Origin of the sequence: Chryseobacterium sp. 3008163, from assembly GCF_003669035.1 — a bacterium.
Taxonomy (GTDB): domain Bacteria; phylum Bacteroidota; class Bacteroidia; order Flavobacteriales; family Weeksellaceae; genus Chryseobacterium.
On the sequence record NZ_CP033070.1, the window covers coordinates 3,421,514 to 3,434,480 of the forward strand.

A 12,967-nucleotide genomic window follows, 5' to 3' on the forward strand; every position below is an offset into this window, starting at 1 on the left:
TTAGAATATAGATTTGACTCAAATCATATAAATTTCATCATATAAAAATTAAATTTGAAGCTTATTAAGGCTATCCTCCATGAAAAATTTTCTAGAACAAAATGTTTCACCGGAATCATTGATTACACTCTTTAGCCAGGCTCCGGTTGCAATGTGTTTGCTGGTTGGTGATGATTTGATTATACAAAATGCCAATCCGCAGATTTTAGAATTGTGGGGACGAGATTCATCAGTTATTGGCATGTCTTTGTTTGAAGCTTTGCCAGAAGTAAAATCTCAGGGCTTTGTAGAAATTTTTGATAATGTCTACAGAGGAGGTGAAGTTTTCAAAGGCGATAGGCTTCCTGTTTTTTAGAAAAATCAGGGATTTTAGAAGAACATTTTTTCAATTTTATCTATTCTCCAGTTTTCAACGACGAAAAAAAGGTAATCGGAGTAAGTGTTGTAGCAACAGAAATGACCGAACATGTAATCTCCGAAAGAAAATTAAAAGAAAGTGAGTACAGATTTGAAGATTTAATTAAAAATTCAGATTATTCCACGGCAATTTATCGTTCAGACGAATTATACATAGAATTAGCGAATGATTTAATGCTGAAAACCTGGGGTAAAGATGCTTCAGTCATAGGACTTAAATTAGAAGACGCTTTGCCCGAACTGGAAGGTCAGCCATTTATTGGTATCCTCAAAGATATTTTTAAAACAGGAATTGCCTACACAGCAACTGAAGATCGGGTAGATTTAGTTGTAGACGGAAAACTTCAGACGTATTATTTTAATTTTTCTTACAAACCACTAAAAAATGCTGATGGTGAAGTGTACGCTATTCATAATATGGCGGTTGATGTTACAGATTTGGTGATTGCCCGTGAAGAAATTCAGAAAAGAGAAGAGAGATTCAGAGACTTGGCAGATTCGATGCCCCAATTTGTCTGGACTTGCGATAAAGATGGTAAAATGACCTACATGAACGAAAATTGGTACAGATACACAGGTTTTGATAAAAATGAAGATCCTGCAGAGGGAGTAAAAAGGGTTATTAAAGCCGAGGTTTATGAGCAGGTAGAGGTAGTCTGGGCAGAAAGCTTGAAAACCGGAAATTCTTTTGAAATGGAATATCAGTTTTTAGATCCTGATAATCCTGAAGTTTATAGATGGTTTTTAGGAAGAGCAGCTCCCGCTTTTGATGAAAATGGTGATATCAAACAATGGATCGGTACATTTACCGATATCGATGATTTCAAACAACTGCAGACCCAAAAAGATAATTTCCTTGGAATAGCCAGCCACGAGCTGAAAACTCCTTTGACGAGTTTAAAAATTTACACTCAATTTATCGAGAAGAATCTCGTTAAAAAAGATGATTTGAAGAACGCTGAAGTTGCCAGAAAAATGGATGGTCAAATCGATCTGTTGACGGTTTTAATCAGCGATTTACTTGATGTCACCAAAATACAAAACGGTAAAATACAGCTGAATGAATCTGAGTTTGATTTTGATCTACTCACTGAAGAAATTGTTGCCGAGCAGCAGATGACCTCAAGACACAAAATAATCCTCCATCCATCTCAGATAGGAGCTGTTTACGCAGACCGTCACCGCATTTCTCAGGTGATGAGTAATCTGATCAGCAATGCTATAAAATATTCTCCTGATGCAGATCAGGTAATCGTTTCCACAAAATTAAAAGATAATAAAGTCACTTACAGTGTGAAAGATTTCGGAATTGGTATTCCATCAGATAAACACAAGAAAGTTTTTGAGCAATATTATAGAGTGAGCGGTTCAAAAGAGCATACTTTTCCGGGACTCGGGCTGGGACTTTATATTTCTTCTGAGATTATTAAAAGGTCTGGTGGTCGCATTTTCTTAGCATCAACAGAAGGAAAAGGGTCTGATTTTTGCTTCGAAATCCCCAAAAGTAAAAACGTACAACAAAATGCCTAACGCAACAAAAGTTTTAGTGGTAGATGACAGTCCTGCAATCGTAGATTCAATAGAAATGATGCTTGATTTTGAAGGATTTGAGATTGAAAAATTTTATAAAGGCTCAGATATGCTGAAGACATTGAATGCAGATTCTAAACCCAATGTGATTTTAATGGATATGTGGCTTTCCGGAGAAGATGGAAGAGATATCTGCAAAGAAATCAAAGCAGATGAAAATTTAAGAGATATTCCTGTACTTATTATGTCAGCGAGTCGTGGATTGGAGCAGTCTGCCTTAGATGCCGGAGCTGATGCTTTTATTGCAAAACCTTTTGACTTAGGTGATATGGTAGACAGACTGAAAACTTACGCTAAATAATTGAATGCTAAAATATATATAAATCAGCGGAATTTTATTTTGCTGATTTTTTTTGTTTAATTTTTTAAAGAAATTATTCTCAAATTCTAAAACTGAACATTTAAATTCATAATTTGAATTCTCCTTATAATACACTAATTTTGTGTTCCCAAATTTTTTTTGCTGTATGGATTATCTGAAAGGACTCAACGAATCACAATATGAAGCCGTTACCACTTTACAAGGACCTCTGATGGTGCTTGCAGGTGCTGGTTCCGGAAAAACGCGTGTATTGACAATGCGTATTGCTCATTTGATTACCAATGGTGTAGATCCTTTCAATATTCTGGCATTGACCTTTACCAATAAGGCGGCAAAAGAAATGAAAGAACGTATTGCAAAAGTGGTGGGACAAAGCAATGCGAGAAGTCTTTGGATGGGAACTTTTCACTCGGTTTTTGCAAGAATTCTGAGAAGTGAAGCGCATTATTTGGGTTATCCTTCGAACTTTACAATTTACGATCAACAAGATGCTTTGAACGTCATCAGAAAAGTATTGAAAGACATGAATATTGATGCCGATCTATACAAGCCTAAAAAAGTTCAGTCCAGGATTTCAAATTATAAAAATAACCTGATTACTGTAAAAGCATATTACAACAATCCAGAATTAATGGAAGCTGACGAAAAAGCCAACATGAAATTCATTGGAAAGATTTATGAGAAATATGTAGAAGCTTGTTATAAAAACGGTTCAATGGATTTTGATGATTTATTGTTGAAAACCAATGAGCTTTTAACAAGATTTCCGGAAGTTTTAGCAAAATATCAGGACAGATTCAGATATATTTTGGTCGATGAGTACCAAGATACGAATCACTCTCAATATTTGATTGTGAAAGCTTTAGCCTCAAAATTTGAAAATATTTGTGTGGTGGGAGACGATGCACAGTCGATTTACTCTTTCCGAGGTGCGAATATTTACAATATTTTAAACTTTAAAAAAGATTATCCGGACGCAGTAACGGTTTCGTTGGAGCAAAATTACCGTTCGACACAAAATATTGTAAATGCTGCGAATGCAGTGATTGCTAAAAACTTGCAACAGTTTAAGAAAAATGTTTTCAGTGAAAATGAAGAAGGTGAAAAAATCAAGGTGTACCGTTCGCTTTCTGATGCTGATGAAGCCAATTTCGTAGCTGGAAATATTTGGGAACTGAGTAACAGAGAACAGAAAAAATTCAGTGATTTTGCGATTTTATACCGTACCAACTCTCAGACAAGAGCTTTTGAAGACTCTTTGAGAAGAAAAAATATTCCTTATAAAGTGTATGGAGGTTTGTCTTTCTACCAAAGGAAAGAGGTAAAAGATTTGATCGGTTATCTACGTCTTTTGGTGAATGAAAATGATTCTGAAGCCTTAATGAGAATCATCAATTATCCAACAAGAGGAATTGGTGAGACTACTCAGAATAAATTAATTGTTTTTGCAGATTCGCAAAATCTACCGGTGTCTAAAGTTTTAGATAATCTCGGAATATATGCACCACAATTAAAATTTAATAATGGAGTTTTAACTAAGCTGAGTGATTTTTGGTCGATGATCAAAGCATTTCAGGTTTTGCTTAAAACTGAGACGGCATACAGCGTTGCAATGGAAGTGGCTAAGCGAAGCGGTTTGATTAAATTTTTAAAGGATGATCAGACTCCCGAAGGAATTTCCCGTGTAGAAAACGTGCAGGAATTAATGAACTCGATGCAGGGTTTTATCGAAGAACAGCAACAAATAGAAGATGGAGATCCGAGTTTGCCGAATTTCCTTGAAAATATTGCACTTTCTGCCGATACTCAAAGGAAAGATGATAATGAAGACATGGTTTCTCTGATGACCATTCACCTTTCAAAAGGTCTGGAATTTCCAGTTGTTCATTTGGTTGGATTAGAGGAAAATCTGTTCCCAAGTTTTATGAGTTCGGCAACCCGCGAAGATTTAGAAGAAGAAAGACGTTTGTTCTATGTTGCGTTGACAAGAGCTGAAAAACAGGCATTTTTCTCGTATGCAGTTTCTCGTTTTCAATGGGGGAAAATTACCGATGCCGAACCTTCAAGGTTTTTGAGTGAAGTGGATGAAGAGTACATTGAATTTTTAAATCCGGCGATCGAAAAGAGATTTATAAACAATGCAGGGATTACGTCCAATATTTTTGATGAACATCCTTCAGAAATGAGAAGCTTTAAAAAAGTAGAAAAGAAGACCATCTCTAAAAGCGAAAATGATAAACCTATTGCTGAACCAAGAAAACTAAAACCTGTAGCCACAGCAAAAATCATTAATCCAAGCGGTGCTTCTTCGCAGGATATTGAGGTTGGTGACAAAGTGAGACATGACCGCTTCGGAATTGGTGAAGTGAAATTCTTGGATGGAACTGATCCGCAGAATATCAAAGCAAAAGTGGTTTTCTTACACGAAGGTGAGAAGAACTTGATTTTGAAATATGCTAAGCTGACAAAGATATAATTAAGAATACTATTTATCATATTGAAATAATAAAGGCGCAATACTCATTGCGCCTTTAAATTTTTGGTTCTATTGTTTTAAGACATAATTATCTTTCTACTAATTCTTTCACCGTCTCTCCATAGAAATCAGTGTGTGAAGTTTTAACTTGAAGCAGCTGGTACCATTTTCTAAAAGCACCAACGAAAACAATGAGCATCAACACCATTGCCACAACCGCTAAAGTCGCCAATAAATACTGCTGTTTTGGAATGTAAATATCCATCACCTGAATGTAGCCTGCCCAAAATGTAATAATCGCCATAAAAACTCCCGGAATTGCCGAGCAGAGCGCATATTTTCCTCGATTGAGACGAATAAGCATTGTTGTACAGACAATTAATCCACAAGCGGCGAGCAACTGATTACTGATTCCGAAGAGTGGCCAGATACTGCTTACGTTTCCGGTGAAAACCAGGTACCCCCAAGCAAATGTAAAGAGCAAACTGCTGATGATAATTCCAGGCGTCCAGTTTTTATCATTAAATTTAGGAATCACAGAACCCAACATTTCCTGTAGAAAGAATCTTCCGACACGAGTTCCTGCATCAATGGCTGTTAAAATAAACACCGCTTCAAACATAATCGCAAAGTTGTACCAATACGCCATCAGCTGATCCATATATGGGATTTTATTGAAAATATGCGCCATCCCGACAGCCAGAGAAACGGCACCTCCGGTTCTTCCATGCAAATCAATCCCGATTCTTTCTGAGAAATAATCAATATCAACGCCGTGTAAACTTGGATGTGTTGCTAGAAAAGCATCATAGGTATCTTTTGGGGTGTTGATGGCAAAATAATCTCCAGGCATCAAAGTACAAGCGGCAATTAAAGCCATTAAGGCTACGAAACCTTCTACAAGCATCGCTCCGTAACCTACAAACAGAATTTCTTTTTCTCTGTTCAGCATTTTTGGAGTCGTACCCGTCGCAATTACAGCGTGAAATCCAGAAATCGCTCCACATGCAATCACAATAAAGATAAAAGGTAATACCGGACCACCAATTACGGGGCCACCACCGTTGATAAATTCAGTTAAAGCTGGCATTTGAATCGTCGGATGAATCACAATTACACCGATAGCTAACATGATAATCGTTCCGATTTTTAAATAAGTGGAAAGGTAATCTCTCGGTACCAAAAGCAGCCAAACCGGAAGTACGGAAGCCAAAAATCCATATAAAGGAATCGCAATAGAAATGGTTGTAATGTCCCAAGTAAACATATTGTTCATGGTTTCATTCTGCATTAAACTGTGTCCGCCAATAATTCCTGCAATCAATAGAACACCACCAAGAATACTTGCGAAAGTCACTGAGTTTTTTCTGTAACGCATGATCAATCCCATGATAATCGCAATCGGCATGGTAATAACAACTGTAAACAATGACCAAGAAGCCTCATGCATTGCATTGATACAAGCTAATGATAATCCTGCAAGCGTTAAAATTAAGATAAATAAAATCGCAAAACCGGCAACAGTTCCGGTAGTTTTGCCAATTTCTTTGGATGCGATGGTCGCTAAACTTTGTCCTTTATGTCTTACTGATGCAAAAAGTACAACCATATCATGAACTCCACCTCCCAAAACACAGCCAATCAAAATCCAGATAGCGCCCGGAAGATAACCAAATTGTGCTGCCAATACCGGCCCAACCAATGGTCCAGCCGCAGCAATTGCTGCGAAGTGATGTCCGAAAAGTACATTTTTATTGGTTGCGACGTAATCTTTTCCATCTGCAAACTCGACTGCTGGGGTTGTGTTTTTGTCATTTAAACGAAGAACTTTGTTCGCTAAATAAATTCCGTAAAAACGGTAAGCAATTGCAAAGATGAGCAGTGATGTGAACACCAAGGTCAGTGCATTAATTCCATTTAGAAATTCCATGTCATTTCGATTTTATATGAGTAAATAATTAGGGTTTTTGCTTATTTATTATTAATAATGTAAGCGTTTGGCCAAGGTACTTATTTTCAATATAAAATGAATGGATATATATATCAATTTAGCAAATTTATCGATTTAATTTAATATTATTTAATTTAAATAAATGATTTACAAATATTTAAATTATTGCTTCTTTTTGAAAAAAGACATTGTTTATAATTTTAATTATATTTGAAATTCTACTTGATTTGAGACACAATAAAATTAACCATCGCATTATTAAGCTCGTCCTGATAGGCTTTGTCTGTGTCTTTAAAACCATGATTTCCTTTTTTGACAATAATAAGTTCGTGTGTAGTTTTAGTTTTATCCAGCATCTTATTTAGCCTTTTTGAATGTCTGATGGGTGCAATTTTATCTTTGTTACCGTGCAATATCAATGTAGGAACTGTATTTTCCGTGTAGTAAAGTGGTGAAATGGTCTTGCAGGCTTTAATGACTTTTTTTCTTTCAGTATTAACGTCGTAGCCAGTCATTCCTTTTGCAATTTTGGTTCTGATGTCGATAATCTTTTTCGAGATTAAACCAACGATAAATAGTAAAGGCTTCGGTGCTCTGGTGTGAAGAAGTCGGTTCATATCAGTCGGTCCGAAATTGTCAACTACATAATTTACTTTTCCTGAGTATTTCGAAAGCTCCTGATCTCCCACAAATTCGTTATCAGGAGTGTAAGCAGAAAGTAAAGAAAGGTGAGCTCCGGCAGAAACACCCCAATAACCAATATTTTCAACATCAAAACCATATTGATCGGCATTTTTTCTCACCCATTTTACTGCATCTTTAGAATCTTCAATTGGACCTGGAAAATGAACATAATCACTTACCAAACGATAATTGACACTTAAAACTGCATAGTTTTTTTCTGTAAGCTTTAGAATGGTCTGCTCAATATAATTATCCGGAGCTATGACCTTATCTCCAAGAGCCCAAGCGCCACCATGCAGAAAAATAACAACCGGTAATTTTTCCTGACCTGAATTTTTCGGTCTGTACATATCTAATTGTAAATCCTTGCCTTTGTCGTCTTTTTTGTAGGTAATATTTTCAGAAACGGCAGTCTTCTCCTGAAGTAAAGTACTTTTTGTTGTCTGTGAAAATAGGGATGCTGAAAAAAAGAAAATAAAAAACAGGTTTAGAAAAACCTGCTGATATTTGTATTGTTTGTCGCTGAATTCATAAATAAATTGTTGAGGTATGTTATTTCACTAACTCCTCAAAAAGTTTACCAAAAGTAATTTCCAGATCTTTAGATTTTCCCGGATGAGGCCTTGACGTTTGTACCACAGCACTTCTCACAGCGGTCAACCAACGGAATCTGTCGGGAATATCAAGAGTTGCAATTGGGCCGCCATCCTTTTTTCCTTCTGCAATATTTTTAAAACTTTCCAGATTTTTGATGATGTCATCGTAATCAAGTTTACTTTTGATCAGTTTAAATTTATCAGGACACAAGTAAAACTCTACGCGAATAAATTTTTCCCTTTTCGAAAACATAATCAGCCCGATGTTGAAAAACTCTTCTCTCTCAACCTTTGGCACCAGGCGTATAACGGCGTATTCGTATATTTTATCCTCTTGCATTTTTGGCTTCGTTTACAAAGATTTGAGAATTTTCTAGGCGTGTTTTCAGGAAATTGAAATATACTTCACGTATTTCATCCGGATTTTCTTCAGCGTCGTCCCAATGTAGCCAATCTTGCGGAATTAAATTAACAATCTCTCTGAAAATCTCATCATTTAAAACTTCATGTGCAAATTTTTCGGCTTCATCTAATTTTGTTGCTTGAGGAAGAAGAACGTGATCTTTTACATATTTAAACGGAGTTTTCGCCGCCGTGTCAAAATTCTGCCACGAATGATGGAAGTAAAATGAAGCGCCGTTGTCAATTACCCACAATTCTTTATGCCACATCAAAAGATTGGTATTCTTAAAAGTACGGTCGATATTGGTAATAAAAGCATCCAGCCAGACTATTTTTGAGGCTAAAAGCGGATCTACTTTAATGCTTGAATCAAAGGCTATCGATTCTGAAAGATAATGTAAACCTAAATTTAAGCCTTCAGAGTTCTTTAGTAAATCCTGAATTTCTTCATCGGCTTCCGTTCTTCCGAAATCGACATGGAGATTCGCAAAAACGAGTTCCGGAATTTTTAAACCTAAAGCTTCTGTGATTTTTCCGCCCAAAAGTTCTGAAATCAACATTTTCACGCCATGACCTGCACCACGGAATTTTAAAACATATTTAAAATCATCATCAGCCTCCGCCAAAGCAGGAAGCGAACCACCCTCCCGGAGCGGAAGAATATAGCGCTGTACGGTAACCGTTCTTAAATCCAACATAACGCAAAAATAAGATTTTTACTTTGTGTTTAATTCTAATTGTACTATTTTTAAGTAAAAATCAATTTAAAGTAATTATAAAGTCAGATTTTTTTAAAATGCAAACACAGTTTGTTCTTCCGTAGGAATCTATGCAGTGGTAATTTAAAACAGAATATGCATCTTATGGGCTGACAAAAAAATATCAGATACAAAAAAATATGAAGATCACAAAAAACCTCAACATACAACTCTCAAATCCAGAAACCAAAGATTTTCTTGCCGACGCTTATTATCCTGAAATCGAAAATGAACTTCCCTTAGTGATTTTCGTACATGGCTATAAAGGCTATAAAGATTGGGGCGCATGGAATTTGATGGCTGAGAAATTTGCAGAGGCAGGTTTTTTCTTTGTTAAATTTAATTTTTCCCATAACGGAACTACAATTGAAAATCCTAATGGTTTTGATGATTTAGAAGCTTTTGGAAATAATAATTATTCGAAAGAGCTTTCGGATTTGGATGTAGTTTTAAATCATTTTACTAAAGATCCAAAAGTGGATGATCAAAAAATAGTTTTGATCGGGCATAGTCGAGGAGGAGGAATTTCTATTATTAAAACTTGCGAAGATATTAGAATCAATGGATTAATTACGTTAGCAAGTGTAGATAATCTCGAACGTTTCCCGAAAGATGAAGCTTTTGAGAATTGGAAAAAAGAAGGAGTTTATTATGTTGAAAACGGAAGAACAAAACAACAAATGCCTCACTTTTATCAATTCTACGAAGATTTTGCTAATGATCCGCATCGCTTCGACGTAGAACGTTCCATGGAAATGGCAAAAGCTCATGTTTTGATTATTCATGGTACTTTAGACGAAGGCGTAAATGTGAAAAATGCAGAACATTTGCATGTTTTAAATCCTAATTCGGAATTATATTTAATTGAAAATGCCAATCACGTTTTCGGTGCAAAAGAACCTTGGAAGGAAGAAACTCTACCTAAAGATTTAAATAAAGTGATCGAAAAATGTATTGAATTTATCAACGATAAAATTGTGAATGAATAAAAAATGAGTGAAAATTTTCACTCATTTTATGTTGAATTTTTTTGATAAGTATTACTGCTTTAAGCGAAGCTCGATTTAATTTCCTAATAAAAATCTTAATGGTTCAAAAATCTTATTTTACTAAAATCATCCAAGCTTCCTCAATTTTACTGTCAAGCAAAAGTTTCTGAGCTTCCAGATGAACATTTTCATCATCATGATAATTTTCTGAAGGTAGAACTTCCACATTGGCTAACATTCCCAAATCATTGCCTGTAAAGACTTTGCTGTATTTTATAGCATCGGGAAGAAGATCAAAACCAATTCCTTTTGTAACCAAAGGTTTTGGAACTTCAAAAAGATTGTTTTCATTATTTCTTGAATACCAATTTCCGCCCAAACGAGCAACCATGTCTAATTTTGCTTGATCAAGATTTCCTTCTTCGTTCAGATATTCTTCTCTGATGTGAATTTTTTTAACTTCACAGATGACCAAATTTCCTGCGCCCCCTTGATCTCCTAAAGATTTTATTTCTAAAACCTTACATTCAAAATTTACAGGACATTCTTCGATCAATTTAGGCTTCACCAAATCAGCGCCTTTCATTGTCAAACCAGATTTGATGAACTCATTGACATCATCTCCATATTCTGTTGATGCTAAAGAAATTTGCTGTACAATAGGAAAATTTACGGTTCCAATTACTACTTCAGGAACTTCTAGAACGTTTTCTAAAGTATGTTTTGTGGTATTATCCCGAACTCTTCTCGATGGTGAAAAAATCAAAATCGGTGGCACCGTACTGAACATATTAAAAAAACTGAACGGCGATAAATTACTGTTTCCATCTTTGTCAACTGTAGAAGCTAATGCAATCGGTCGCGGTGAAACGGCGGTCTGCATGATGGTTTGTAGTTGAACTGACGATATTTCTGATGGGATGAGTGTTTTCATTTTTTTATATCTTAACACTTAAGTTATTTTAAGTATTATAATTGCGTATATTAAGTGCACTTAAGTTTTGAAAATCTGCGATTTTCATCCTTTCGGAAGTTCTTTAAATAGTTTTGAAGCAAAAGATTCATAACCTTCATGATAAAGATTTATTACATTGAAGTTTACTAAAATTGATCTTGGTACTTTAAGTAAATTCATGTAATTCATTGTCTGTGCTTTATGAATTGGATGAATCTCTGAAACCGATTTTAATTCTAAAACAATTAAATCTTTAATTAAAAAATCACATTTCAATTTACTTTCTCACCCTTGTATGAAAATGGTATTTCAAGTTCACTTTTGTATTTTAAACCTACTAAATTAAATTTTTTTTCTAAACATTGATGATATACTTCTTCATACAAACCGGGACCGGCCAATTTATGAACTTCAATACAAGCTCCAACAACTTTATATGAAATGTCATTGATGAGTTTTTGTGTAATCATGTTTAAAAAAGAAAATCAGAGATTTTCAAAAAACTAAAGTGAACTTAAAATATTCATTGCCTTTTAACTTAAAAATACTTAAGTGTTTAAAATTAAATCTATTTAGTTGGAATAATTTTACCAGAAACCTCGCCAAAACCTACTCTCATACCATCTTTTTCTGCCCAAGCTTTCATGGTCACAGTATCGTTATTTTCAATGAATTTTCTTTCTTGTCCGTTGCTTAATGTGATTGGGTTTTGTCCTCTCCAAGTCAATTCAAGCATAGAGCCGTATGATTTTGGGTCGTTTCCTGAGATGGTTCCACTTGCGTAGATATCTCCAACTTCCAAATTACAGCCGTTTACCGTATGATGAGCCAATTGCTGCGTCATATTCCAGTACATGTATTTATAGTTGCTTTCTGAAATCAGGTTTTCTTCACCGTTTTCAGGTTGGATATACACTTCAAGATTTATATCATAATTTTTATCCCCTTCAAATTTTAAATAATCCAAAACTTCAGGTTCCTGAGTTGGAGAAGTAGTTCTGAATGGTTCCAAGGCTTCCAAAGTTACGACCCATGGAGAAATTGATGAGCCGAAATTTTTAGCCAAAAACGGTCCTAGCGGAACATATTCCCAAGACTGGATATCTCTAGCTGACCAGTCGTTGAAAATCACCATTCCGAAGATGGCATTTTCAGCATCTTTTGTAGATACGCTTTCTCCCATTTCAGTATTTTGGTTGATGATGAAAGCCATTTCCAATTCAAAATCTAACTGTTTGCAAGGTCCGAAAACAGGTTTGTCTGCGTCGGCAGGTTTCATCTGGCCTTTTGGACGGTTAATCTCAGTTCCTGAAACGACGATCGATGAAGCTCTTCCGTGATAACCTACCGGTAAATGCTTCCAGTTTGGTAGCAATGCGTTTGCTGGGTCACGGAACATTTTTCCAACATTTGTTGCGTGTTCGATGCTGCTGTAAAAATCTGTGTAGTTTGGAATATGAATCGGCATGATCATTTTTACCTGATCCAAATCGTAGAATGCATCTTCAATGGTTTTTTCATCTTTAGATAAAATCGAACCTTCTTGTAATAATTCCTGAATTCTTAAACGAACAGCGTTGGTTACAGGTTTTCCTAATTCAATTAATTCATTTAAAGTATATGCTTCGAAAACATTGTCGTCTAAACCTGCGATTTCTTCAAAATAAGAAAGGTCGTATAAAAGGGCAAGATCAACAACCTGGTCGCCGATTCTTGTACAACAGGCGATAAATTCTTTGTTAAATACAGCAACTCCGAAAGGAATATTGTGTATCGAAAAGTCTGAATTTGAATTATATTCTACAAATGATTTCATAATGTGATAGT

At 35.5% G+C, this 12,967-nt stretch carries 11 protein-coding genes and 1 pseudogene; 5 read left to right on the top strand and 7 right to left on the bottom strand.

Translation table 11 applies throughout. The features are described 5' to 3' along the window. Positions 1-79: 79 nt before the first annotated feature. The 4 genes from EAG08_RS15740 (at position 80) to EAG08_RS15755 (ending at position 4,805) form a co-directional block, all read left to right on the top strand. On the top strand, positions 80-355 hold the full coding sequence (locus EAG08_RS15740; protein ID WP_129536260.1) for a PAS domain-containing protein: 276 nt from the start codon (positions 80-82) through the stop codon (positions 353-355). 101 nt (positions 356-456) lie between these two features. Then, positions 457-1,947 carry an ATP-binding protein gene (locus EAG08_RS15745; protein ID WP_129536261.1) on the top strand — a complete coding sequence of 497 codons (1,491 nt, stop codon included), beginning with the start codon at positions 457-459 and terminating at the stop codon, positions 1,945-1,947. After that, positions 1,940-2,308 (top strand): PleD family two-component system response regulator, encoded by a 369-nt coding sequence (locus EAG08_RS15750; RefSeq protein ID WP_129536262.1) that lies wholly within the window; start codon positions 1,940-1,942, stop codon positions 2,306-2,308. The genes EAG08_RS15745 and EAG08_RS15750 overlap by 8 nt, the downstream gene beginning before the upstream one ends. Before the next feature lie 166 nt (positions 2,309-2,474). Then, positions 2,475-4,805 carry an ATP-dependent helicase gene (locus EAG08_RS15755; RefSeq protein ID WP_129536263.1) on the top strand — a complete coding sequence of 777 codons (2,331 nt, stop codon included), beginning with the start codon at positions 2,475-2,477 and terminating at the stop codon, positions 4,803-4,805. A gap of 88 nt (positions 4,806-4,893) precedes the next feature. On the opposite strand, the gene EAG08_RS15760 is transcribed toward EAG08_RS15755, so the two are convergent. The 4 genes from EAG08_RS15760 to EAG08_RS15775 all read right to left on the bottom strand — a co-directional run bounded on the left by EAG08_RS15760 (position 4,894) and on the right by EAG08_RS15775 (position 9,136). Further along, positions 4,894-6,735: a carbon starvation protein A gene (locus EAG08_RS15760; RefSeq protein WP_185145169.1), complete on the bottom strand. Its 1,842-nt coding sequence runs from the start codon at positions 6,733-6,735 to the stop codon at positions 4,894-4,896. A 239-nt stretch (positions 6,736-6,974) separates the two neighbouring features. After that, a complete protein-coding gene (locus EAG08_RS15765) occupies positions 6,975-7,790 on the bottom strand; it encodes an alpha/beta hydrolase (RefSeq protein ID WP_129536264.1) in 816 nt (271 codons plus the stop codon). Between the two features lie 202 nt (positions 7,791-7,992). After that, positions 7,993-8,376, bottom strand: a complete 384-nt coding sequence (locus EAG08_RS15770; RefSeq protein WP_129536265.1) for a DUF3037 domain-containing protein — start codon at positions 8,374-8,376, stop codon at positions 7,993-7,995. Beyond that, on the bottom strand, positions 8,363-9,136 hold the full coding sequence (locus tag EAG08_RS15775; RefSeq protein WP_129536266.1) for a HipA family kinase: 774 nt from the start codon (positions 9,134-9,136) through the stop codon (positions 8,363-8,365). Before EAG08_RS15775 ends, EAG08_RS15770 begins: the two co-directional genes overlap by 14 nt. Before the next feature lie 200 nt (positions 9,137-9,336). Here EAG08_RS15775 and EAG08_RS15780 point away from each other — a divergent pair, with 200 nt between their 5' ends. Continuing rightward, the gene (locus EAG08_RS15780; protein ID WP_129536267.1) at positions 9,337-10,185 is read left to right on the top strand and encodes an alpha/beta hydrolase family protein; all 849 of its coding nucleotides are present in this window, start codon (positions 9,337-9,339) and stop codon (positions 10,183-10,185) included. Between the two features lie 112 nt (positions 10,186-10,297). Here the strand turns inward: EAG08_RS15780 and EAG08_RS15785 are convergent, their stop codons facing one another. From EAG08_RS15785 to fahA, 3 genes and pseudogenes are all read right to left on the bottom strand, one after another. Then, positions 10,298-11,119: a flavin reductase family protein gene (locus tag EAG08_RS15785; protein ID WP_129536268.1), complete on the bottom strand. Its 822-nt coding sequence runs from the start codon at positions 11,117-11,119 to the stop codon at positions 10,298-10,300. A gap of 204 nt (positions 11,120-11,323) precedes the next feature. After that, positions 11,324-11,610: pseudogene (locus EAG08_RS15790) on the bottom strand (GxxExxY protein); the annotation flags it as partial. A 98-nt stretch (positions 11,611-11,708) separates the two neighbouring features. Beyond that, positions 11,709-12,956: a fumarylacetoacetase gene (gene fahA / locus EAG08_RS15795; RefSeq protein WP_129536269.1), complete on the bottom strand. Its 1,248-nt coding sequence runs from the start codon at positions 12,954-12,956 to the stop codon at positions 11,709-11,711. Positions 12,957-12,967: the final 11 nt, after the last annotated feature.

What these genes read in the sequence shown, in the direction of transcription:
- EAG08_RS15755 (WP_129536263.1), top strand. Translation starts at nt 2,475, where the DNA reads ATGGATTATCTGAAAGGACTCAACGAATCACAATATGAAGCCGTTACC.
- EAG08_RS15785 (WP_129536268.1), bottom strand. Translation starts at nt 11,119, where the DNA reads ATGAAAACACTCATCCCATCAGAAATATCGTCAGTTCAACTACAAACC.
- EAG08_RS15740 (WP_129536260.1), top strand. Translation starts at nt 80, where the DNA reads ATGAAAAATTTTCTAGAACAAAATGTTTCACCGGAATCATTGATTACA.
- EAG08_RS15760 (WP_185145169.1), bottom strand. Translation starts at nt 6,735, where the DNA reads ATGGAATTTCTAAATGGAATTAATGCACTGACCTTGGTGTTCACATCA.
- EAG08_RS15765 (WP_129536264.1), bottom strand. Translation starts at nt 7,790, where the DNA reads ATGTACAGACCGAAAAATTCAGGTCAGGAAAAATTACCGGTTGTTATT.
- EAG08_RS15775 (WP_129536266.1), bottom strand. Translation starts at nt 9,136, where the DNA reads ATGTTGGATTTAAGAACGGTTACCGTACAGCGCTATATTCTTCCGCTC.
- EAG08_RS15745 (WP_129536261.1), top strand. Translation starts at nt 457, where the DNA reads ATGACCGAACATGTAATCTCCGAAAGAAAATTAAAAGAAAGTGAGTAC.
- EAG08_RS15750 (WP_129536262.1), top strand. Translation starts at nt 1,940, where the DNA reads ATGCCTAACGCAACAAAAGTTTTAGTGGTAGATGACAGTCCTGCAATC.
- EAG08_RS15780 (WP_129536267.1), top strand. Translation starts at nt 9,337, where the DNA reads ATGAAGATCACAAAAAACCTCAACATACAACTCTCAAATCCAGAAACC.
- fahA (WP_129536269.1), bottom strand. Translation starts at nt 12,956, where the DNA reads ATGAAATCATTTGTAGAATATAATTCAAATTCAGACTTTTCGATACAC.
- EAG08_RS15770 (WP_129536265.1), bottom strand. Translation starts at nt 8,376, where the DNA reads ATGCAAGAGGATAAAATATACGAATACGCCGTTATACGCCTGGTGCCA.